This window comes from Aeromicrobium sp. (genome assembly GCF_032084975.1).
Lineage (GTDB): Bacteria > Actinomycetota > Actinomycetes > Propionibacteriales > Nocardioidaceae > Aeromicrobium.
The window spans coordinates 1-19,523 of record NZ_DAMDLR010000050.1 but is presented as its reverse complement, the minus strand read 5'-3'; the positions used below and the strand labels follow the sequence as shown (position 1 = coordinate 19,523).

Genomic DNA, 19,523 nt, shown 5'->3' with positions numbered 1-19,523 from the left:
CGGTCTTCTCCGCCTCGGCGAGTGCGCGTTTGCGGGGGCTGGTCTTGGACTCGATGACGGCGCGCAGCATGTCGGCGGTGAGCGCGTCGGTCTTGCCGCCGAACTTGACCAGGCCGGTGTGCTCGTCGGGTCGTCCGATCCAGAACTCACTCAACTGTCGTTGGGCGTGTTCCTCGCGTTGGAGTCGCTTGTTCTCGATGTCGTCCGCCCGCTTCACGTCGAGGGTCTCGATCGCGCGCTTGGCCTTGCGCGTCAGTTGGTCGGCCGTCATTGCTTGTGCTGCTTCGACCAGTTCGGTCTCGACCTGGTCACGCTGAGCCTTGGTCAGGTCCGCCGGTAGCTCGTCCAGTGCGCCGGTGACGATCGCGGCCTTCGCAGTCGACATCCCCGGCCTCGCGAGCGCCTTCTTGACTTGGGGTGCGGTCTCGATCCGGGTGGCCAGTCTGATCTGCTTGCTCGCCTCACGCCGCGTGATCCCCGACCCATTCGCGACCAGCGCCGTCATGTCGACCGCGCCCGTGCCCTGATGGGCCTTCTTCTGCTCGGCGACAGCGAACAACGCCATCTTCAACGCCGCCGCCTCACGCTCCAGCGACTGCACCGCAGCCGCCTCAGCCGCCACCTGATCCGGGGTCAAGGACTCGAGGTCACGGGCACGCGCAGACGCCAGGAACCGCTGCCCCGACCTGAGCCCACCGATGACGTCCACGAATCCCCCGATTCACTCGAACTGATGTTCCCATCGTATTGGGTGAAGAGAGGTAGGCACAATAAGAAGTCCACATCGTGAACGCCATGTCCTGGGCAGGTTCGCGACGGAGATCCCCCAGGGCCTAACCTGCCCGCATGGGTCATGAGGAACCGAACGCCGTCACCGCGCAGAAGTTGAACTGGCTGCGCGCGGGCGTCCTGGGGGCGAACGACGGGATCGTCTCGGTGGCCTCCCTCGTCGTGGGCGTTGCCGGCGCCACGAGCGACACGGGTGCGATCGCGACGGCCGGCACGGCGGCACTGGTCGGCGGCGCGGTGTCGATGGCGTTGGGGGAGTACGTGTCGGTCAGCAGCCAGCGCGACAGCGAACGCCACATGATCCGCATCGAGAGCGCGGAGCTGCGCGAGGATCCGGAGGGCGAGCTCGCCGAGCTCGTCGACATGCTGCAGGAGCGGGGGATCTCCCCGGCGACCGCACGCACGGCCGCCCGCGAGATGTCGGAGCACGACGCGCTCGCCGCGCATCTCGAGGTCGAGCTGGGGATCGACCAGCACGACCTGGTCAGCCCGTGGGGCGCGGCCGCATCCTCGGCACTGGCCTTCACGCTCGGCGCGCTGCTCCCACTCGTCGCGATGCTGGCCACCGGGCCGACGTGGCGCATTCCGGTGACGGTCGTGGCGGTCCTGATGGCCCTCGCCCTCACGGGCTCGGTCGCGGCGTCCATCGGTGGCGGGCCCAGGGCCCGGGCGGCCGTGCGGCTCGTGCTCGGGGGAGCGATGGCGCTGGGGCTGACCTACGCGATCGGCTCCGCTCTCGGCACCGCGGGCGTCGCCTGACGAGGTGCGCTCAGGGCGTCGGCTCGTCCTCGTCGAACGGCACGGGTCGGTCCGGGTCGGGAACGACGGCGTCGTCCGCGTTCTCCCACGCCTCGCGCTGTTGCTCGACGGCGTCGGCCGGCTCGGCGGCGGGCTCGAGGTCGGGGTCGATGCCGGGCTGGGGCTCGTCAGGGCTCGTGGTCATGGTGCCTCCTTCGCTCCCTTCGATCGTGCCCCACGACGCGACGTCGCGCAGCGGACGCCCGGTCGGGCGCAGTAGGTTCGGCACATGGACGACCACACCTCGCCCCCGCAGCGCCGCGACTACCGCCGGGTCGCAATCGGCGCGCTGCTCGTGATCGTGGCCATCGGCCTGTTCCCGACGACCGCCGCGGTGCTCGACGAGTCGAACGAGGACTGGATCCTGCCGGTGTTCGTCGCGGTGATGGTCGCGCTCGGCGCGCTGCTGTGGGTCCTCGTTCCCGCGGTTGCGGGCGAGCGGTCCAGGATCGCTCACCGTGTCGCGGTCGGCGGTGCGGCGGGGCTCGCCGCAGCGGTCGCCGCGATCATCGTCTTCTATGCCCTGCTGAACGGGTACTCCGGCGCCTGAGATGCATCAGGCGTAACACGCGTCTCGATCGGCACTCCTGCATTACGCTGGCAGAACCGATTTTCCGGAGGTCCTGATGCGCCGAATCCTCGTCGCCCTCGCTGTCGCCATGGCTCTCGTCGTGGTCCCTGCCGCGCCGTCCTCGGTCGCCATGTCGGTCGACACGTTCGACCAGCGCCTGAAGAAGCAGACCAACAAGGCCCGCACGGCGAACGACGTCCGCGCGCTCAGGCACGGGAAGTGCCTCGACCGCTACGCGCAGCGCCAGGCCCGCCGCATGGCCAGGCAGCAGCGGATGTACCACCAGAACCTCTCGGTGGTCCTGCGTGCGTGCAGGTCGCGCACCGTCGGCGAGAACGTCGCGTACGGCTTCCGGACCCCGAAGTCGAACATCCGCGGCTGGCTCAACTCGCCGGGCCACCGCAAGAACATGCTGAGCCGCAAGTTCACCCGGATCGGCATCGGCGTCGCGAAGGACAGCGACGGCCGCACCTACACCGTCCAGGTCTTCGGCCGCCCGGCCTGACGCCTCACTGCAGCGTGGCGGTCAGCCTCATCGCGTTGTCGACGAACCGGGTCCGGCGGGGGCGCTGGTGCCACTCGTCCAGCGTCAGCTCGCGCGATCGGGCGCGGTACGTGTCCTCGACCTTGCGGATGCGCTCGACCACGCCCCGGTCGACGAGCATCACGCTCATCTCGTAGTTGAGTGCGAACGAGCGCATGTCCATGTTGCTCGTGCCCACGACCGCGACATCGTCGTCCACGCTGAAGTGCTTGGCGTGCAGGACGAAGGGGGCGGGGTACAGCCAGATCCGCACGCCGGCCTCGAGCAGCTCGCGATAGTAGGAGGCCTGGGCGTGGCCGACCATGAACTGGTCCGCCTGCTCGCTGACGAACAGCTCGACGTCCAGCCCACGTTGGGCGGCGGTCGTGACCGCGTAGAACAGCGTCTCGTCGGGCACGAAGTACGGGCTCGTCAGCGAGAGGCGTCCTCGTGCGTTGTAGATCAGCGACGTGAACAGGCGCAGGTTGTTCTCGGCCTCGAAGCCGGGACCGCTCGGCACCAGCTGGGCCGCCACGGCGACCTCGTCCCGGTCCGAGTGCGGCGTCTGGTCGACGCGATGCGTCGTGACCTCCAGCAGCTCGTTCGTCTCGAGTGCCCAGTCGGCGGCGAACAGGGCGTCGATCGTCGCGACGATGGGCCCTTCGAGCCGCATCCACAGCTCGACCCACTCGCGTCCGATCTCGATGTTCTTCGGCTTGTTGTACGAGGGATGGGTCAGGTTGAGCGACCCGGTGAAGCCGACGATGTCGTCCACCACCAGGAGCTTGCGATGGTTGCGCAGGTCCGGTCGGCGGAACCGCCCCTGCAGCGGCAGCAGCGGCATCATCAGGTGCCAGTCGATGTCCGAGGCCGCCAGTCGCTTCTTGAGCTCGGGGTACCCGGGGATCCCGCGGGTGCCGAGGTGGTCGAAGAGCAGCCGGACCCTCACGCCACGGTCCGTGGCGCGGTCGAGCGCGTCGAAGAACGGGATGGTCATCTCGTCGAGGGCCATGATGTAGAACTCGACGTTCACATGGTTCTCGGCCGCGTCGATGGCCTCGATCATCTCGGCGATCGACTCGCGGTAGTCCGGCAGCAGCGTGACGTGGTTGTCCGTCGTCAGCGGCATGGACGCGAGGCGGTGGTTGAGGTGCACGATCGAGTCCACGTAGTCCGGGGCGTCGTGCGGGACCTCGCCGGCCAGGCCTCGGGTCTCGCGCTCGATGACGCGGTTCGCGGCCGTCAGTTGGCGGTGGCGGTGGTGCCCGATGCGCGCGCTGCCGAAGAACAGGAAGACGAGCAGGCCCAGGAAGGGCGCGAAGACGACGAGGATGAGCCAGGCCATCGCGGTCTGGGGGCGTCGGCCCTCGGGGATGATGCCGATCGCGGCGATGTTGATCGAGATCACGACGACGACGGCGACCACGGAGATGATGGTGCTGAGATCGCCCATGGGGGCAGGCTAGCGCCTCATCGCGTCGCGATGGGTTCGATGAAGGTCGCAATCACCAGTCGCGGCGATCGCGCTTCGTCTGGCTGCGGCGCCGTTTCGCGTCGAGTCGTCGCTCGACCGAGCCGCGCGTGGGTCGCGTGGGCCGCCGCTTCTTGACGGGTCGCAGCGCCTCGGCGACCAGTTCCTCGAGCCGCTGCACGGCGTCCTCGCGATTGCGCAGCTGCGACCGGTGCGACGACGCGACGACCGAGACCCGGCCGTCCACGAGTCGGCCGCGCAGGCGCGCGGCGACCCGGGCCTTCTGGTCCGGCGTCAGCACGGTGCTGTCGGCGGGGGACCACAGGACCTCGACGCGGGTCTCGGTCGTGTTGACGTGCTGGCCGCCCGGGCCGGAGGAGCGGCTGAAGCGCCAGCTCAGCTCCGACTCGGGCAACCGGACGACTCGATCAGGAGTCATCGTCCGCGAGCAGGCCGTACATCCGGCGCCGTGCCTCGGCCACGACCTCGGCCGCCTGGGCCTGGTGGGCCGGCGTGCCGTCGGACATGACCTGACGGGCGGCGGACATGAGGGACTTGAGCGCCGTGTTGAGCGCTGCGGACTCCGCGGGGATGCCGCGGCCCAGCTGCTCGGGGTTCCACGGCTCGCCCAGGGCGTCCCGGTGCTCCTCGATGTACGCCTGGCCGGCATCCGTGAGGGTCGCGGTCTTGCGACCGTCGACGCGCTCGAACTCGATGAGTCCCTCGTCCTCCAGCTGCTGCAGGACGGGGTAGATCGAGCCGGGGCTGGGCGACCAGGCGCCCTCGCTGCGGGCGGCGATCTGCTGGATCAGGTGGTAGCCGTGGGCGGGCGCCTCGGCCAGCAGCAGCAGTGCTGCTGCGCGGACGTCGCCGCCCTTGCGTCCGCGACGCGGGCCGCGGGGCCCGGGGCGACCGGTCCGGCCGGGGCCGAGCTCCCAGTCGAAGTCGCGGGGTCCGCCGGCGCGACGCGAACGGCGGGGGTGCCGGGGCTGCCCGGCGTGTTCGTGATGGGTGCGATGCATGATCGGCCCCTTTCGTCTCATGACGACCGTTCATCTGTCGTCGATGTGTTAACGATATATCGATTAACACTCGACGACAAGCGAGATCGCTGAGATCCGGGTCTCAGCCCTGCACGTAGTTCGTGAGCTGGTCCCGCTCGAACTCCAGCTGGTCCATGCGGAACTTCACGGCGTCACCGATGCTCAGCACGCCGACCACGTCGCCCTCGTCGATCACGGGGATGTGCCGGACCCGGCGCTCGGTCATCATGTTCATGAGTGAGCCGAACGAGTCCTCGGGACCGCAGACGGTCACGTCCGTCGTCATGATCTGCGCGACGGTGGCCGCCCTCGGGGAGTCCACTCCCCGCAGCTTGCGCACGACGTCCCGCTCCGACACGATGCCGGCCATCGAGCGGCCGTCCGAGCTGACGACCAGGGCACCGATGTTGTGCTCGGCGAGCACGTCCAACAGCTCATCGACGGTCGCTTCAGGAGCGATGGTGAACACGGCACTGCTGCCCTTGGCCGTGAGTACGTCGCGTACGCGCATGTGAAGCCTCCTCGACTTTGCTCGGCAGTGTAGCCCGCATCACAGCCATGTGCAGGACCCGATCTCGCGGGCCGGGAGCGCCGCAGCGCAGCCCGGGAGGCGTCAGTCGTCGCGCGTGAACCGCAGGCGCGTGACGTTGTCGGCCAGCGGCTCGTCGGAGAACCCGGTGGGCTCGTCGGCGAACGCCTGCTCGTCGTCGGGGAAATGACCCAGGTACGCCATCACGGCGTCGTGCAGGCGCCCGTTCGTGGCCACGGCGTTGGCGCCCCACGGTCCGGGCTCGCCGGCCAGGCTCGTGAACTGGCCACCGGCCTCGCGCACGATGATGTCGAGCGCGGCCATGTCCCACACGTTCAGCTCGGGCTCGGCCGCGATGTCCACGGCGCCCTCGGCGACCATCATGTAGGACCAGAAGTCGCCGTAGGCGCGCGTGCGCCAGCACTGGCGCAGCAGCGCGTCGAACTCGCCCTGGCGACCGAGCTGGTCCCAGCTGGGCGCCGACGAGTAGGACATCGAGGCGGCCGTCAGCTCGCGCACGTTCGAGACGTGGATCGGCCTGGTCTGGCGGAAGGACTTGCCGGTGTGGGCGCCGTCGCCCTTCATCGCCCACCAGCGGCGGCCGAGCGCCGGTGCGGAGACGCAGCCGACGACGATCTCGCCCGCCTCCTCGAGCGCGATGAGCGTGGCCCACACGGGCACGCCGCGCACGAAGTTGGAGGTGCCGTCGATCGGGTCGATGATCCAGCGCCGCTCGGAGTGCTCGGCCGTGCCCTCGATCTCGCCGGACTCCTCGCCCAGGACGATGTCACGCCCGCGCGACGTCTTGAGGGTGCGCCGGATCGCGTCCTCGACGGCGCGGTCGGACTCGGTCACGTACGTCATGTCCGGCTTGGTCGAGACCTCGAGGTCGAGGGCGCCGAAGCGGTCCATGCTGAGGTTGTCGGCGGAGTCGGCCAGGACGTGGGCCAGTCGCAGGTCATCGAGGTACGGGTTGGCCATGGGGCCCAGCCTACGGTCTCGCCGGCGCGCGCTGGTCAGTACTCGTCAGCCAGTGATCGACTGGCCATGATCCGCCGGAACGACTGCAGCCGGGCCGGGTCGATCTCGCCCTCGGCAGCGGCGTCGTCGAGGGCGCACTCGGGCTCCTCGGCGAGGTGCGTGCAGCCGCGCGGGCAGTCGCGCGCGGCCGAGTTCAGGTCGGCGAAGGCACGCAGGATGCGGTCGATGTCGACGTGGGCCAGCCCGAACGACCGGAAGCCCGGCGTGTCGACGATCCGGCCGCCGAAGGGCAGGGTCAGGATCATCGCCGAGGTCGACGTGTGGCGTCCTCGGCCGGTGACCTCGTTGACGTGGCTGGTGGTGCGGTGCGCGTCGGGCACGAGGGCGTTGACCAAGGTGGACTTGCCCACGCCGCTGTGGCCGATCAGCACGCTGGTGCGATCGCGCAGCAGGTCGCGGACGTGGTCGAGGTCGCCGCCCTGCTCGGTCGCCACCACGCGCACGTCCAGCGGCGCCAGCTGCGCGACGACGTCCTCGGCCGGGGCGAGGTCGGCCTTGGTCAGGCACACGGCCGGGTCCATCCCCGCGTCGTATGCGGCGACGAGGCACCGGTCGATCAGGCCGGGCCGGGGCGGGGGATCGGCGAGGGCGGTGACGATCACGAGCTGGTCGGCGTTGGCCACCACGACCCGCTCGATGGGGTCGTCGTCGTCGGCCGTGCGGCGCAGGACGGTGCGGCGCTCGAGCACCTCGACGATGCGGGCGAGGCTGCCCTCGGAGCCCGAGGTGTCGCCCACGACCCGGACCTCGTCACCCACGACGACGCCCTGACGGCCCAGCGGACGGGACTTCATCGCCGTGACCACGGTGTCGTCCGGCATCACGAGGGTGTAGCGCCCGCGATCGACGGTCGTGACGATCGCGACCTCGGCCCGGGAGTAGTCGGGCCGGTCCTTCGTACGAGGACGTGTGTGCCGTCGCGGACGCTCGTACTGGTCGTGTTCGTCCCTCACGGCATCATCCGCGTCCAGTCGTCGGCGAAGCCGGGATACGTCTTGGCGGTTGTGCCGATGTCCTCGATGACCACGTCGTCGACGCACAGCCCGATGACCGCGCCGGCATGGGCCATGCGGTGGTCGTCGTAGGTCGCGAACGAGCCGCCGTGCAGGGGAGCGGGCCGGATGACCAGTCCGTCGGGCAGCTCGTCGACGTCGCCGCCGAGCCGGTTGATCTCGGTGGCCAGCGCGGCGAGCCGGTCGGTCTCGTGGCCGCGCAGGTGGGCCACGCCGGTGATGGTGCTGGGACCGGAGGCCAGCGCCGCCAGTGCCGCGACGACGGGCGTCAGCTCGCCGACGTCGTGCAGGTCCAGGTCGACGCCGCGCAGCCGCGCCGGCCCGATGAAGACCAGGTCCTCGCCCTCACGCGTGGCGTTGCCGCCGAACGCCCAGGCGAGCCGGCGCCAGTCGTCGCCCGCCTGGTCGGTGTGGTCAGGCCAGTGCTGGACGCGGACCTGCCCACCGGTGGCCAGCGCCGCCGCCACGAACGGGCCAGCGTTGGACAGGTCGGGCTCGATCGTGACGTCGAGCGCCTTCACCGGCCCGGGCTGGACGTGCCAGCGCGCCTCGGACTCGTCGACGACGACCCCACGCCGCCGCAGCTCGGTCACGGTCATCGCGACGTGGGGCAGCGAGGGGAGCGTGCCTCCCTCGTGACGCAGGTTGAGTCCCTCGGCGAAGCGTGGGGCGACCAGCATGAGGGCCGAGACGAACTGGCTGGACGCGGACGCATCCACCGTGAGCGCGCCGCCGCGGACGCCGCCGTTGCCGTGGACCGTGAAGGGAAGGCTGCCGCGCCCGTCGTCGTCGACGCGGACGCCCAGGTCCCGGAGGCTGGAGATCGTCGTCCCCATGGGACGTTCGCGGGCCCGCGGATCGCCGTCGAAGCGGACGTCGGCGGCACCCAGCGCAGCGACGGGAGGCACGAACCGCATCACGGTGCCGGCCAGCCCGCAGTCGACCGTGGCCGAGGCCACCGGCTCGATGGGCGTGACGGTCCACGTCCGCGAACCGCGCTCGATGCGAGCGCCGAGCGACTCCAGGGCCGAGGCCATCAGCTCGGTGTCCCGGGCGACGAGGGGCAGGTGGACCTCACTCGGTCCGTCGGCGATCGCCGCCAGCACGAGGGCACGGTTGGTCTGGGACTTCGACCCGGGCAGCACCACGGTCGCGTCGAGGCGACCGGACGGGCGAGGGGCCGGCCAGTCGGTCACTTGCGCAGGTCGTCGACGTGGTCGACGAGGCTGTCCTTCGCAGCGACGGCGGTGTTCCTGGCGCGGGTGCCCAACCAGGGCTTGTGCGGCTCGGGGTCGAGGGTCGACATCAGCAGGCCACCGGTGAGCGACACGTTCTTGAGGAAGTGCGCGCGCTGGTTGCGGCGCGCGACCGGGTCGGTCTCGTTCCAGAACGGGTGGCCCGAGACGGTCGTGACGGGCATCGTGGCGGCCAGCACGAGCGCCGACGTGCGCGGCAGGTGCCCGGTGGCGAGGGCGGTGCCGGCGGCGATGTGGACGGCGGCGTTGAGGCGCACGACGTTCCGCGGCGACAGCCGGGCCTGGGGAGCGACCTTGCGCAGGACGTCGGCGATGGGCTGGGCCTTCGCCGCCAGCGCGTCGGGCTTGCGCAGCGCCATCGTCCCGCCGGCGACGAACATCGAGGCGAGCATCGGACGCGCGACCGTTCGCAGAAGAGTCATGTCCTCATCATGCCGCAGGACGGGGACGGGTCGCGCTCAGCCGAAGGAGCCGGTCGTGGTGCGGCCGTCGCTCGCCAGCACCCAGGTGCCGCGCGGCGAGAACGGTGACTTCACCGTGAGCCGGGGGAGGCGACCGTCGTTGCCGACCGTGCTCGCGCACTCCATGACCGGACTGAGCGGAGCGCGCTCGCACGGCCAGCCCTCGACGCCGGTGATGAGCTCGACGGGGGAGATCCCGCCCGTGAACGTCACCGTCATGGTCACGCGGGTGCCGGCAGGCACGTCGCGGCCCACCCGGAAGTCGAACCTGGTCGCGTAGCTGAACAGGCCCGTCCACGTCGTGGTGGACGTGGCCGAGACGGTGCGGTCGGCAGGCGCCTGCGTCGGAGGCGTGGTCGGCGTCGTGGTCGGCGTCGTGGTGGGTTCGGTCGTCGGTTCGGTCGTCGGTTCCGTGGTCGGCTCGGTCGTCGGGTCCGTGGTCGGGTCCGTCGTGGGATCCGTCGTGGGATCCGTCGTGGGATCCGTCGTGGGGGCGCTGGTCGGCTCGGTCGTCGGTTCCGTCGTCGGCTCGGTGGTCGGTTCGGTGGTCGGTTCCGTCGTCGGTTCGGTGGTCGGTTCCGTGGTGGGAGCCGTCGTCGGCTCCGTGGGGATCGGGATCGTGGGTGCCGAGGTCGGCTCGGAGGTGGGCTCCGTCGTCGGCTCAGTGGTGGGCTCCGACGTGGGCTCGGTGGTCGGGTTCGTGGTGGGATCCGACGTGGGCGCGCTGGTCGGGTCGGTCGTCGGTTCCGTCGTCGGCTCGGTGGTCGGCTCCGGCGACGGCTCGTCGGTCGGCGGGGTCTCGCTCGGCTCCGCCGTGACGGGCGGGTCTGTCGGCACCGGGTCGGTGGGCGTCGGCTCGGTGACGGGTTCCGTCGGCTCGTCCGTCGGGTCCTCAGTCGGCTCGTCCGTCGGCTCGTCAGTCGGTTCCTGCGTCGGCTCCGGCTCGGGCAGGGGGATCGACGGGAGCGGATCGGTGGGAACGGGATCGAACGGCTCGGGTTCGTCCGGGCCACCCGGTCCCGAGTCGCTCGGTTCGTCCGTCGGCACGTCGAGGTCGTCATCGAACAGGTCGGGGGTCGTGGGTCCGGCCCACGGCGGCGTGCCGGCGGGGGCGTCCTCGTCGGTCGAGTACGGGTTGGTCTGGGTGCGGGGTGGGGACACCTGCGTCGTCTCGCGGGTCGTGTCGGGCGGGGCCTCGACGGTCATCAGCGCTGCGGCGCCGGCGATGACGACGACGCTGGCGGCGGCTCCGGCGGCGATGCCGGCCGGTCCGATCGTGCCCAGCGCTCCCATCAGGCCCGAGGTCGAGCTGCCGGCGACTCCCGCGCCACCGGCACCGGCACCACCACCACCGCTGCCGCCGCTCTCGCCCAGCAGCCCGCTGGCGCCGACGAGGCCGCCACTGGCCGCGCCGGTGGCCTGCAGGTAGCCCGACGCGGCCGTGCCCAGGACGACCGGTGCGAGGATGCCCGCCATGCCGGAGTTGAACTCCTGCAGCTCGACGTACAGGCCCATGCACGAGCGGCACTCGTCGAGGTGGCGCTGGACCTTGCCGGAGTCGCGCCGCGCGAGGCCGCCGCGCACGAACGCCCCGAGGTTGCCGATCGCGAACTGGCAGTCGGGCGACGTGGTCGGCGCGAGGTGCTTCTGCAGGTAGGCCTGGCGCAGGCCCTCGCGAGCCCGGTAGGCGAGGGCGGACACGCTGTTGGCGCTCATCCCGAGCAGCGGTGCGATGTCGCCCGGCTTCTGCCCCTCGACGTCGAGGTGCCACAGCACCATCTGCCAGCGCTCGGGCAGCGACGCGAACGCCTCGGCGGTCGTGGTGCGCTCGAAGCCCAGCTCGGCGGTGTCGACGAAGTCCACCCGGCCGTCGAGCTCGAAGTCGTCCTGGGTGGGACGCTCGCGCGTCACGGCGCGGATACGGTCGACGTGCAGGCGGCGGATCGCGGTCAGCAGGTACGCGCGGAACGACTCCTGGGGGCCGGCGCCCTTCTGCAGGGTGACCAGGACCTTGGTGAACGCCTCGGCGACGAGGTCATCGGCATCGGGGCCGCGCATGAGCTGTCGGGCCAGGCGATCCGCGGCCGTGTGGTGGCGGGCGTAGAGCTCGCCGTACGCGCCCGAGTCGCCCTCGCGCACCGCTGCCAGCAACTCGGCGTCACTGCGCCCCTCGCTGATGGAGGAGTGCGCGTCGACGGTCACGGCCGGCTCCCTCCGAGACAGGTGGCGGGCACGCATGCGCGCGCCCCTTCGGGCCCCACGCGACCAGTCTAGGTGTCACTCACGGTTACTGTCCCCCGTTCCGGTGAGCAGTTTCCCGTAGTTCCAGTGGCCCATGCGGCCTTCGTGCCGGCCTGACCGATTGGCCGGGCGAAACCGCGTCACGAAGCCGGAGCGACCTCGTCTCCTCCTCGTAACACGGCGATTCCGCCCGGCAATCCGTGAGAGGAGGCACTGATGGACCCCTTCGACGTGAGCTATGTCGAGCTCGACTCGGCCGTCCGTGCCGGCCGGGTGGACGCAGTGGACGTTGCACACGAGGTGGGAGCGAGTGCAGCGTCCCTCGGAGTTCCCCTCCACGAGGTCCTCGACCGGGTGGAGCGGGCCTTCGACGGCCTCGAACCGTCGTTCGCGATGGTGCGCGGGGTTGCCGTGGCCTGGGCTGAGACGTCCCGGATGCTGCAACTGGAGACGTCCTGCGAGGACCCGCTGACCCAGCTGTCGTCCCTGCCGCACCTGCGACACAGCCTCGACGGGCTGTATCGCGGGGCGGTCAGGGACGGCACGACGGTCACGGATCGGCACGGCCTCGTCGTGGTGGAGCTGCCGCGGCAGCAGGGCAACGTGCTCGAGTCGACGCTGCACGCGGTCGACGTGAGCGTGGCCCTGCGCACCGTGTTCCCCGGCGACGAGGTCATCGCCCAGCTCAGCCCGCGCCGGTTCTGCGTGCTGGCCGAGCGCGATCGGCTCGACCAGCCGACTCTCAGTCTCGTCACGATCCTGCTTCGCCGGTCGTTCGAGTCACCGCCCCCGCGGGTGTGGCTCGAGCTGCTGCCCCCGGTGGCGCAGGACGTGACGTGGGTGCTCGACGCACTCACCGGGTGAGCCGGCGGGATCCGCCACCATCTCGGGTGTGGCGGAACCCGCCGGATCGGCCAGGCGCCGACCTACGATGGCCGCATGTGCGGCCGGTATGCGACCTCTCGGACCTCCACGAGCCTCGAGCGTGACTTCGAGGCGGACCTGGGGGACCTGTTCACCGACACCGGCGCCGACTACAACCTCGCTCCGACCAAGCTCGCGCCCCTCGTGGTCGGGCGGAAGACGGACGACTCGTTCCGTCGCGAGCTCGTGACCGCGAAGTGGGGCCTGGTCCCGTCCTGGGCCAAGGACCCCTCGATCGGGAACCGGCTCATCAACGCCCGCAGCGAGACGGTCGCCGAGAAGCCCTCGTTCCGCAAGGCGTTCGCCCAGCGCCGCGCGATCGTGCCCGCCGACGGGTTCTACGAGTGGTACCAGCCCGAGGCGCCCGAGGGCGGCAAGCGCCCACCCAAGCAGCCGTTCTTCATGAGCGCCGAGGGCGGCCTGGGCCTGGCCGGCCTCTACGAGTTCTGGAAGGACCCCGAGGGGGAGTGGCTGCTCACGTACACGATCCTCACGACCTCGGCCGAGGGCGAGGACGGTCGCATCCACGACCGGGCGCCGATGATCGTCGAGCCCGATCACGTCGAGCGGTGGCTGGCGCCCGAGCCGTGGCCGGAGGCCCTCGACCACCTCGTCGCGGCGACTCCCGGAGTGCTGTCCGCGTGGCCCGTCTCGACGGAGGTCAACAACGTGCGCAACAACGGTCCCGAGCTGGTCGAGCCGCTGCCGATCGACGGGGAATAGTCCGGCCGTGCGCCTCGTTTGACCTCACAGGAGGAGGTAACGAATGCTCGCATGCCCGTCTCGCCCCACGGCAGTAGGCTGGTCAGTGATGACTGACGACAACGTCGTGGACCTGGCGACCGAGACACCCCAGGAGCGCCAGGCCAGATTCGAGGCCGACGCCCTGCCGTTCCTCGACCAGTTGTACTCGGCCGCCCTGCGCATGACCCGCAACCCCGCCGATGCCGAGGACGTCGTCCAGGAGACGTACGCCAAGGCCTTCAGCGCGTTCCACCAGTTCAAGCCCGGCACCAACCTCAAGGCATGGCTGTACCGGATCCTGACCAACACCTACATCAACGGCTATCGCAAGAAGCAGCGCCAGCCGCAGCAGGTGACCGACGAGATCGAGGACTGGCAGATCGCCCGCGCCGCGGCGCACACGTCCTCGGGACTGAAGTCGGCCGAGATGGAGGCGCTCGAGCGCCTGCCCGACTCGGACGTCAAGGACGCCCTGCAGCAGCTGCCCGAGGACTTCCGCTACGCGGTGTACCTCGCCGACGTCGAGGGCTTCCCGTACAAGGAGATCGCCGAGATCATGGACACGCCGATCGGCACCGTGATGTCGCGACTGCACCGCGGTCGGCGCCAGCTGCGCGAGCTGCTGGCCGACTATGCGCGAGACCGGGGCATGAAGGTTCCCGCCGGAGGTGACGCGAAATGAGCTGCGACGGACCCGATTGCGAGAAGGCCCTCGAGAACCTCTACGTCTTCCTCGACCACGAGATCGACAGCGCCAGCTGCGACGAGATCCAGTCCCACCTGGACGACTGCTCCGAGTGCCTCAACGAGTACCACCTCGAGCAGATCGTGAAGTCGCTCGTCGGCCGCTCGTGCTCCGAGGTCGCGCCGCCACCGCTGCGCGACAAGGTGCTCTTCCGGATCCGCTCGGTGCAGATCGAGATCCGCTCAGAGTCCTGAGCGGGCCGGTCCCGGGCGGCCCAGAGACGACGAAACCCCATCCGATCGGATGGGGTTTCGTGCATGTACGGCACGATTCACGCGTTGGGGCGCTTACCGTGGTTGGCGCCCTTCTTGCGGCGCGCCCGACGCTTGCGACCGGTCTTGCCCATGGTCTCCTCCTAAAAAAGCTGACCACCCAGTCTCCCACATTCAGTCGACGGCGGGCACACGGGACAAGAAGCGCTCGCGATCGACCACGATCCGGCGCACCTGTCCGCTCGCCACGAGCGTCCCGCGCTGGTCGTGCGCGGCGACGTCGAAGATGACCATGCGGCCGTCGCGCTGGGTCACCGTCGCCCGGGTCGTGATGGTGGAGCCGACCGCGCTGGCGACCAGGTGCTGCACTTCGACCCGGGTCCCGACGCTCGTCTGGGAGGCATCCAGGTCCAGCTCGGCGCACGTCGCTTCCTCGAGCCACGCGAGCACGACCGGTGTCCCCAGGACGTCGAGGTCGCCGCTGCCGACGGCCCTCGCCGTGTGCTCAGGTCCCACCACGTGCACCACCGTCGCCGTCTGTGTCATGGCGCCCACGCTACTCATCCCGGCGCGGACCACGCCCGCCACAGCGCCGCGTACCGGCCGTCGCGGGCGACCAGGTCGTCGTGCGTGCCGTGCTCGACGACCTCGCCGAGGTGCATCACGATCACCTCGTCGGCGTCGCGCGCCTGGGTCAGGCGGTGCGCGATCACGAGTGCCGACCGTCCCGAGAGGACGCGCAGGGCGGCCTGCTCGAGGTCGCGCGCTCCCGAGGAACCGGTCTCGGCCGTCGCCTCGTCGAGCACCACGACCCGCGGATCCGCCAACAGGACCCGCGCGAGAGCGAGCTGCTGCGCCTGCGGGGCGGTGAGGGGACGGCCGTGGTCACCGACCACGGTGTCGAGTCCGGACGGCAGGGCCTCGACCCATCGCCGGGCCAGCGCCGTCTCCAGCGCGACCCAGAGGTCGGCCTCCTTCGCTTCCGGGTCGGCCAGCAGCAGGTTGTCCCGGACGGTGCCGGCGAAGACGTGGACCTCCTGGGCGACGAGGGCGATGTGACGCCGCACCTCGGACTCGTCCACACCGGCGAGGTCCCGGCCGCCGAGCAGGACGCGACCTCCCGCGGGTCGCAGGGCACCCGCGGCGATCGCACCCAGCGTGGTCTTCCCGGCCCCGGTGGCGCCGACGACGGCGACGATGCGTCCGGGCGGCAGGCGCAGGGAGACGGGGGCCAGCACGTCCCGCCCGGGTTCGTACGCGTGGCGCACGTCGACCAGCTCGAGCGTCGCGTCGCGGGGGTCGAGTCGGTCCGGTGTGGGACCCGGGAGATCCGCCACCCCGACGAGTCGGGTCAGCGCCGCGCCGGCGGCCTGGACGGTGTCGAACAGGAACAGCAGCGCACCGATGGGGTTGAACAACCGGTGGAAGAACAGCGCCGCGGCCGTCGCGTCGCCGATCGATCCCGCGCCCGAGCGGACGGTCCAGAACCCCGCGGCCAGGACGGCGGCGAGCCCGACGAGCTCGGACATGTTCATCCGGTACCCGAAACGGGTGAACATGAGGAACACGCGCATCGCCACCTCGACGGCGGCCGACGAGGTGCCGTCCACCCGGGCCACGGCGTGCCGCTCGCGGCCGAAGGCACGCAGGGTCGTGGCGCCGTGGACGCCCGTGACCAGTGCGTCCGCCCGTTCTCCCTGGGCCCGACGCTCCTCGCGGTACATGGGCCCGGAGCGCGGGACGTACCAGCGGACCGCGCCGAGGTAGAACGGGGCCGCCGCCAGGCCTGCGACGCCGAGGCGCCAGTCGAGGGTGAAGAGCCCGCCGATCGTGAAGGCCAGGGTCACGACCGACGCCAGGGTCGCGGGGACGGCTTCGTCGAGGGACTCCGTGACCTGCCGGACGTCGTCGCCGACGCGCGACACGACATCGCCGATCCCGGCGGCCTCGATCCGCTCGGTCTCGAGGTGCAGGGCGCGGTCGAGGACGTCCTCGCGGAGCTGGGCCAGGGCCGGTGCGACCGCGCGGGCCAGGCAGGCGGTCGACATCGCCGTGGCGACCGCCGCGACCGCGCCGGCGGCCAGGATCCACGTCACGGCACGCACGACGTCGTCGCGGTCCCCGGAGGACTCGACCGCGTCGACCACCTGGCCGATCATCAGGACGGGGACGAGACCGGTCAGCCCGGCGACGAGGAAGGCGGCGACGGTGACGGTGAGCCAGCCCGACTGCTCGCGCAGCAGGCGCCACCCGCGTCGGGTCGTGTCCCTGCCGCTCGCGACGGGCAGCAGGATGCGCTCGGCCGTCATCGCAGCACCGCCCGGTGGTAGTCGGTGTCGGCGAGCAGCTCGGCATGCGTCCCCACCAGGGCGACCCGCCCGTCGCGGACCACGGCCACGCGATCGGCCGCCTGCAGCAGCGCCGGACTGCTCGTCAGCACGATCGTGGACCGGCCGTCGCGGCGGCGCATCCGCACAAGACCCTCGGCGACCGCGTGCTCGGTGACGGCGTCGACGGCGCTCGTCGGGTCGTGCAGCACCAGGACGGGACTGTCCAGCGCGAGGGCGCGGGCCAGGCCGAGCCGCTGGCGCTGGCCGCCCGACAGTGTGCTGCCCTCGGCGCGGATCCGGCGGTCGAGCCCTTCCTCGTGCAGCGCCACGACGTCCTGCGCCGCCGAGGCCTGCAGCACGAGGTCGAGGTCCTGGGGTGTCATCGTGCCGTCCGGGTCGATCACCGAGCGCAGGGTCCCCTCGTCGATCGTGGCGTGGTGCGGAGCGACGGTCAGGGTGGCGCGTCGTGCCTGCAGGTCGAGGTGCGCGAGGTCGGCATCGCCCAGGCGTGCCCGACCGGCTTCGATCGGACGTTCGCCGGCCAGCACGCCCATGAGCGCGTCGCCGACGGCCGGATCGTCGACCGTCACCGCCAGCACCTCGCCGTCGTGCGTCGAGAGGTCGAAGGATCGCAGGGCCCCGGCATCCACCGCTTCGAGCACGACCGAGGTGGCAGACGACCCCGGGAGTGCGTCGCCGACCGCCACGAGTCGAGGTGTTCCGAGGAAGCGGCTGATGCGACCGGCGGCGGCGCGCGAGCCGGCGAACTGGGCGCTGAAGTCGCTCAGCGCGCGGATCGGCTCGGCCAGGAACTGGGTCAGGCCGACGATCGCGATGAGCTGGCCGAGGGTGATCCGGCCCTCGATCGCGGCGGTGCCGGCGACGAGGGTGACCGCGCCCAGCAGCGCCGTGCTCAATCCGGCGGTGAGGCCGCCGAGGTAGCCCCAGGAGCGGGCGAGGCCGATGGTGGCGTCCGCCGCTTCGCGGCTCGTCGTGCGGTACCGGGCCAGCGCGACGCCCTCGCCGCCGATGCCCTTGAGGGGACGCAGGCCCTGCACGAGGTCGGCGGCCAGTCCGGTCGCCCGTGCCGTGCGCTCCTGCTGGGTCTCGGTCCGCCGAGCCACGAGCGGCGAGATCACCTGGATCAGCAGCAGCACGGCCGGGACGCCCAGCAGCACCAGCAGGCCGACGACCACGTCGACGACGACGAGGTAGGCCGCGACCACGACGACGCTCGTCAGGGAGGCGATCGTGAAGGCCAACTGGCGAAAGACGGTGGGCACGAGTGCCGCGTCGGACGTCGCGAGGGCCTGGACCTCACCGGGCAGCAGATCGGTGCGGGCACCGCGGGGGTGCAGGACATGACCGGTGATCTCGAGCCGCAGCAGGTGCGCCTCGGTCTCGATGCTCCGCATGACGAACCGGCTGCCGAACCGGTAGGCGCTCGCGAGCACGACGAACAGGACGGCCAGCACGAGCAACGACTCGAGCAGCCGGCGGCCGTCCCCGGTGGTGATCCCGTGGTCAACGACGAATCCGATGACGACCGGCACGAGCGTCTCGCAGAGCTGCCAGCACAGGATCAGCGGATACCCGGCCGCCAGCGCTCGGCGATGGCGCCGCAGGCCACGGCCGATGAGGGCGAGCCCGGACCGGGGAGCGGGCAGGGGTTCGTCAGGCATGGCTCACCGGGACCACGGTCGGCAGGCCGTCCACCGGGTCGGCGAAGACATGGGCCGACAACCCGAACACGTCCTCCAGCAGGTCGGCGGCGATCACGTCGCCCGGCGGTCCCTGGGCGTGCACCCGCCCGTCCTTGATCACGACGATGTGGTCGCTGTACCGCGCGGCGAGGCTCAGGTCGTGCAGCACCATCACCACGGTGCGTCCCGTGGATCGGCACAGGTCGACGACGAGGTCGAGGACTTCGACGGCGTGGGCCAGGTCCAGGTGGCTGGTGGGCTCGTCCATGAGCAGCAGGTCGGTCTGCTGCGCCAGACTCATCGCGATCCAGGCGCGCTGACGCTGCCCGCCGGACAGCTCGTCGAGAGGGCGCTCCGCGAGCTCGAGGACGCCGGTGGCCGCCATCGCCTCATCGATGATCCGGTCGTCCTCGAGCGACCACTGCCGGTACCAGGGCTGGTGCGGCTGGCGGCCGCGGGCGACCAGGTCGCGCACCACGAGGCCCTCGGGCGCGACGGGATTCTGCGGGAGGATCGCGAGTCGCTGGGCGATCTGCTTGGGGCGCAGCGAGTCCAGCGGGTCGCCCGCGAGCTCGACGTGCCCCGAGGTCGGGGTCAGGAGCCGACCGAGCGTCTTGACGAGCGTCGATTTGCCGCAGCCGTTGGGGCCGATGATCGACGTGATCATGCCCGCGGGCACGTCCAGCTCGACGCCGTGGACGACGGGGCGGCCGCGGTAGCCGGCGTGCAGGCCGCTGGCGCGAATCGCCGGAGCAGCGACCGGGCTGGGGACGCGGACGACGCTGGGCACCGTCCGGGTGGCGGGACTAGACACTCGACCTCCGCAGGTGGGTGATGATCAGCAGGAGCAGGCAGGGGGCGCCGACGACCGACGTGACGACTCCGACGGGCAGCGGGAACAGCAGGTGCTGGGCCACGAGGTCCGAGAGTACGAGCATGGCAGCGCCGACCAGGCCGGCGGCGAACGGTGTCGGTCCCGCCGTGCGGAACAGGCGCAGCGCCGCCTGGGGCGCGACGAAGGCCACGAATCCGATCGGTCCGGCCACCGCGGTGACCACCGACGCGACGACGACCGCCACGCACAACGCCGCCCGCTCGGTCCGGCCCGCGCGGACGCCGAGCGATGTGG

At 71.2% G+C, this 19,523-nt stretch carries 24 protein-coding genes; 7 read left to right on the top strand and 17 right to left on the bottom strand.

Annotated features, from left to right (window positions below):
- The coding region (locus RT323_RS11900) for a DUF222 domain-containing protein (RefSeq protein WP_313408626.1) at nucleotides 1–637 on the bottom strand (637 nt) is incomplete at its 3' end.
- 209 nt (nucleotides 638–846) lie between these two features.
- On the opposite strand from RT323_RS11900, the gene RT323_RS11895 reads away from it, so the two are divergent.
- The gene (locus RT323_RS11895; RefSeq protein ID WP_313408624.1) at nucleotides 847–1,548 is read left to right on the top strand and encodes a VIT family protein; all 702 of its coding nucleotides are present in this window, start codon (nucleotides 847–849) and stop codon (nucleotides 1,546–1,548) included.
- 10 nt (nucleotides 1,549–1,558) lie between these two features.
- Here RT323_RS11895 and RT323_RS11890 read toward each other — a convergent pair whose 3' ends face one another.
- On the bottom strand, nucleotides 1,559–1,732 hold the full coding sequence (locus RT323_RS11890; RefSeq protein ID WP_313408621.1) for a hypothetical protein: 174 nt from the start codon (nucleotides 1,730–1,732) through the stop codon (nucleotides 1,559–1,561).
- 84 nt (nucleotides 1,733–1,816) lie between these two features.
- Here RT323_RS11890 and RT323_RS11885 point away from each other — a divergent pair, with 84 nt between their 5' ends.
- Entirely contained in the window at nucleotides 1,817–2,137 is a 321-nt protein-coding gene (locus tag RT323_RS11885) for a hypothetical protein (RefSeq protein ID WP_313408618.1), read from the top strand.
- 76 nt (nucleotides 2,138–2,213) lie between these two features.
- Nucleotides 2,214–2,663, top strand: coding sequence for a CAP domain-containing protein (locus RT323_RS11880; RefSeq protein WP_313408616.1), 450 nt, complete (start codon nucleotides 2,214–2,216; stop codon nucleotides 2,661–2,663).
- Between the two features lie 4 nt (nucleotides 2,664–2,667).
- Here RT323_RS11880 and cls read toward each other — a convergent pair whose 3' ends face one another.
- From cls to RT323_RS11835, 9 genes are all read right to left on the bottom strand, one after another.
- Nucleotides 2,668–4,134: a cardiolipin synthase gene (gene cls / locus RT323_RS11875; protein ID WP_313408613.1), complete on the bottom strand. Its 1,467-nt coding sequence runs from the start codon at nucleotides 4,132–4,134 to the stop codon at nucleotides 2,668–2,670.
- A gap of 52 nt (nucleotides 4,135–4,186) precedes the next feature.
- Nucleotides 4,187–4,591 carry an alternative ribosome rescue aminoacyl-tRNA hydrolase ArfB gene (gene arfB / locus RT323_RS11870; protein ID WP_313408611.1) on the bottom strand — a complete coding sequence of 135 codons (405 nt, stop codon included), beginning with the start codon at nucleotides 4,589–4,591 and terminating at the stop codon, nucleotides 4,187–4,189.
- Nucleotides 4,581–5,174: a PadR family transcriptional regulator gene (locus RT323_RS11865; protein ID WP_313408608.1), complete on the bottom strand. Its 594-nt coding sequence runs from the start codon at nucleotides 5,172–5,174 to the stop codon at nucleotides 4,581–4,583. The genes arfB and RT323_RS11865 overlap by 11 nt, the downstream gene beginning before the upstream one ends.
- Before the next feature lie 103 nt (nucleotides 5,175–5,277).
- Nucleotides 5,278–5,706 (bottom strand): CBS domain-containing protein, encoded by a 429-nt coding sequence (locus RT323_RS11860; protein WP_313408605.1) that lies wholly within the window; start codon nucleotides 5,704–5,706, stop codon nucleotides 5,278–5,280.
- Between the two features lie 102 nt (nucleotides 5,707–5,808).
- Complete coding sequence (gene hisN, locus RT323_RS11855; RefSeq protein WP_313408603.1) at nucleotides 5,809–6,705, bottom strand: histidinol-phosphatase; 897 nt, start codon at nucleotides 6,703–6,705, stop codon at nucleotides 5,809–5,811.
- Between the two features lie 35 nt (nucleotides 6,706–6,740).
- Nucleotides 6,741–7,718 (bottom strand): ribosome small subunit-dependent GTPase A, encoded by a 978-nt coding sequence (gene rsgA, locus RT323_RS11850; protein WP_313408601.1) that lies wholly within the window; start codon nucleotides 7,716–7,718, stop codon nucleotides 6,741–6,743.
- Nucleotides 7,715–8,974 carry a 3-phosphoshikimate 1-carboxyvinyltransferase gene (gene aroA / locus RT323_RS11845; protein ID WP_313408598.1) on the bottom strand — a complete coding sequence of 420 codons (1,260 nt, stop codon included), beginning with the start codon at nucleotides 8,972–8,974 and terminating at the stop codon, nucleotides 7,715–7,717. The genes rsgA and aroA overlap by 4 nt, the downstream gene beginning before the upstream one ends.
- Entirely contained in the window at nucleotides 8,971–9,456 is a 486-nt protein-coding gene (locus RT323_RS11840; protein WP_313408593.1) for a DoxX family protein, read from the bottom strand. Before RT323_RS11840 ends, aroA begins: the two co-directional genes overlap by 4 nt.
- Before the next feature lie 36 nt (nucleotides 9,457–9,492).
- Nucleotides 9,493–11,697: a sigma-70 family RNA polymerase sigma factor gene (locus RT323_RS11835; RefSeq protein WP_313408591.1), complete on the bottom strand. Its 2,205-nt coding sequence runs from the start codon at nucleotides 11,695–11,697 to the stop codon at nucleotides 9,493–9,495.
- A gap of 255 nt (nucleotides 11,698–11,952) precedes the next feature.
- On the opposite strand from RT323_RS11835, the gene RT323_RS11830 reads away from it, so the two are divergent.
- From RT323_RS11830 to rsrA, 4 genes are all read left to right on the top strand, one after another.
- Nucleotides 11,953–12,600, top strand: a complete 648-nt coding sequence (locus RT323_RS11830) for a hypothetical protein (RefSeq protein WP_313408589.1) — start codon at nucleotides 11,953–11,955, stop codon at nucleotides 12,598–12,600.
- Between the two features lie 75 nt (nucleotides 12,601–12,675).
- Nucleotides 12,676–13,383 carry an SOS response-associated peptidase gene (locus tag RT323_RS11825; RefSeq protein ID WP_313408586.1) on the top strand — a complete coding sequence of 236 codons (708 nt, stop codon included), beginning with the start codon at nucleotides 12,676–12,678 and terminating at the stop codon, nucleotides 13,381–13,383.
- Between the two features lie 88 nt (nucleotides 13,384–13,471).
- Entirely contained in the window at nucleotides 13,472–14,086 is a 615-nt protein-coding gene (locus RT323_RS11820) for a sigma-70 family RNA polymerase sigma factor (protein WP_313408583.1), read from the top strand.
- A complete protein-coding gene (rsrA, locus tag RT323_RS11815; RefSeq protein WP_313408581.1) occupies nucleotides 14,083–14,343 on the top strand; it encodes a mycothiol system anti-sigma-R factor in 261 nt (86 codons plus the stop codon). The genes RT323_RS11820 and rsrA overlap by 4 nt, the downstream gene beginning before the upstream one ends.
- Nucleotides 14,344–14,420: 77 nt before the next feature.
- On the opposite strand, the gene RT323_RS16740 is transcribed toward rsrA, so the two are convergent.
- The 6 genes from RT323_RS16740 to RT323_RS11790 all read right to left on the bottom strand — a co-directional run.
- Nucleotides 14,421–14,495 (bottom strand): 50S ribosomal protein bL37, encoded by a 75-nt coding sequence (locus RT323_RS16740; protein WP_369797015.1) that lies wholly within the window; start codon nucleotides 14,493–14,495, stop codon nucleotides 14,421–14,423.
- Nucleotides 14,496–14,535: 40 nt separating this feature from the next.
- Nucleotides 14,536–14,907, bottom strand: coding sequence for a thioesterase, FlK family (locus tag RT323_RS11810; protein ID WP_313408579.1), 372 nt, complete (start codon nucleotides 14,905–14,907; stop codon nucleotides 14,536–14,538).
- 14 nt (nucleotides 14,908–14,921) lie between these two features.
- Nucleotides 14,922–16,670: an ABC transporter ATP-binding protein gene (locus tag RT323_RS11805; protein WP_313408577.1), complete on the bottom strand. Its 1,749-nt coding sequence runs from the start codon at nucleotides 16,668–16,670 to the stop codon at nucleotides 14,922–14,924.
- The gene (locus RT323_RS11800) at nucleotides 16,667–18,373 is read right to left on the bottom strand and encodes an ABC transporter ATP-binding protein (RefSeq protein WP_313408575.1); all 1,707 of its coding nucleotides are present in this window, start codon (nucleotides 18,371–18,373) and stop codon (nucleotides 16,667–16,669) included. Before RT323_RS11800 ends, RT323_RS11805 begins: the two co-directional genes overlap by 4 nt.
- The gene (locus tag RT323_RS11795; RefSeq protein ID WP_313408574.1) at nucleotides 18,366–19,208 is read right to left on the bottom strand and encodes an ABC transporter ATP-binding protein; all 843 of its coding nucleotides are present in this window, start codon (nucleotides 19,206–19,208) and stop codon (nucleotides 18,366–18,368) included. The genes RT323_RS11800 and RT323_RS11795 overlap by 8 nt, the downstream gene beginning before the upstream one ends.
- Nucleotides 19,201–19,523, bottom strand: a 323-nt coding sequence (locus tag RT323_RS11790) for an iron chelate uptake ABC transporter family permease subunit (protein WP_313408572.1), incomplete at its 5' end; no start/stop codon positions are given. The genes RT323_RS11795 and RT323_RS11790, both read right to left, overlap by 8 nt.

What these genes read in the sequence shown, in the direction of transcription:
- RT323_RS11895 (WP_313408624.1), top strand. Translation starts at nt 847, where the DNA reads ATGGGTCATGAGGAACCGAACGCCGTCACCGCGCAGAAGTTGAACTGG.
- RT323_RS11890 (WP_313408621.1), bottom strand. Translation starts at nt 1,732, where the DNA reads ATGACCACGAGCCCTGACGAGCCCCAGCCCGGCATCGACCCCGACCTC.
- RT323_RS11885 (WP_313408618.1), top strand. Translation starts at nt 1,817, where the DNA reads ATGGACGACCACACCTCGCCCCCGCAGCGCCGCGACTACCGCCGGGTC.
- RT323_RS11880 (WP_313408616.1), top strand. Translation starts at nt 2,214, where the DNA reads ATGCGCCGAATCCTCGTCGCCCTCGCTGTCGCCATGGCTCTCGTCGTG.
- cls (WP_313408613.1), bottom strand. Translation starts at nt 4,134, where the DNA reads ATGGGCGATCTCAGCACCATCATCTCCGTGGTCGCCGTCGTCGTCGTG.
- arfB (WP_313408611.1), bottom strand. Translation starts at nt 4,591, where the DNA reads ATGACTCCTGATCGAGTCGTCCGGTTGCCCGAGTCGGAGCTGAGCTGG.
- RT323_RS11865 (WP_313408608.1), bottom strand. Translation starts at nt 5,174, where the DNA reads ATGCATCGCACCCATCACGAACACGCCGGGCAGCCCCGGCACCCCCGC.
- RT323_RS11860 (WP_313408605.1), bottom strand. Translation starts at nt 5,706, where the DNA reads ATGCGCGTACGCGACGTACTCACGGCCAAGGGCAGCAGTGCCGTGTTC.
- hisN (WP_313408603.1), bottom strand. Translation starts at nt 6,705, where the DNA reads ATGGCCAACCCGTACCTCGATGACCTGCGACTGGCCCACGTCCTGGCC.
- RT323_RS11840 (WP_313408593.1), bottom strand. Translation starts at nt 9,456, where the DNA reads ATGACTCTTCTGCGAACGGTCGCGCGTCCGATGCTCGCCTCGATGTTC.
- RT323_RS11830 (WP_313408589.1), top strand. Translation starts at nt 11,953, where the DNA reads ATGGACCCCTTCGACGTGAGCTATGTCGAGCTCGACTCGGCCGTCCGT.
- RT323_RS11825 (WP_313408586.1), top strand. Translation starts at nt 12,676, where the DNA reads ATGTGCGGCCGGTATGCGACCTCTCGGACCTCCACGAGCCTCGAGCGT.
- RT323_RS11820 (WP_313408583.1), top strand. Translation starts at nt 13,472, where the DNA reads ATGACTGACGACAACGTCGTGGACCTGGCGACCGAGACACCCCAGGAG.
- rsrA (WP_313408581.1), top strand. Translation starts at nt 14,083, where the DNA reads ATGAGCTGCGACGGACCCGATTGCGAGAAGGCCCTCGAGAACCTCTAC.
- RT323_RS11810 (WP_313408579.1), bottom strand. Translation starts at nt 14,907, where the DNA reads ATGACACAGACGGCGACGGTGGTGCACGTGGTGGGACCTGAGCACACG.
- RT323_RS11805 (WP_313408577.1), bottom strand. Translation starts at nt 16,670, where the DNA reads ATGACGGCCGAGCGCATCCTGCTGCCCGTCGCGAGCGGCAGGGACACG.
- RT323_RS11800 (WP_313408575.1), bottom strand. Translation starts at nt 18,373, where the DNA reads ATGCCTGACGAACCCCTGCCCGCTCCCCGGTCCGGGCTCGCCCTCATC.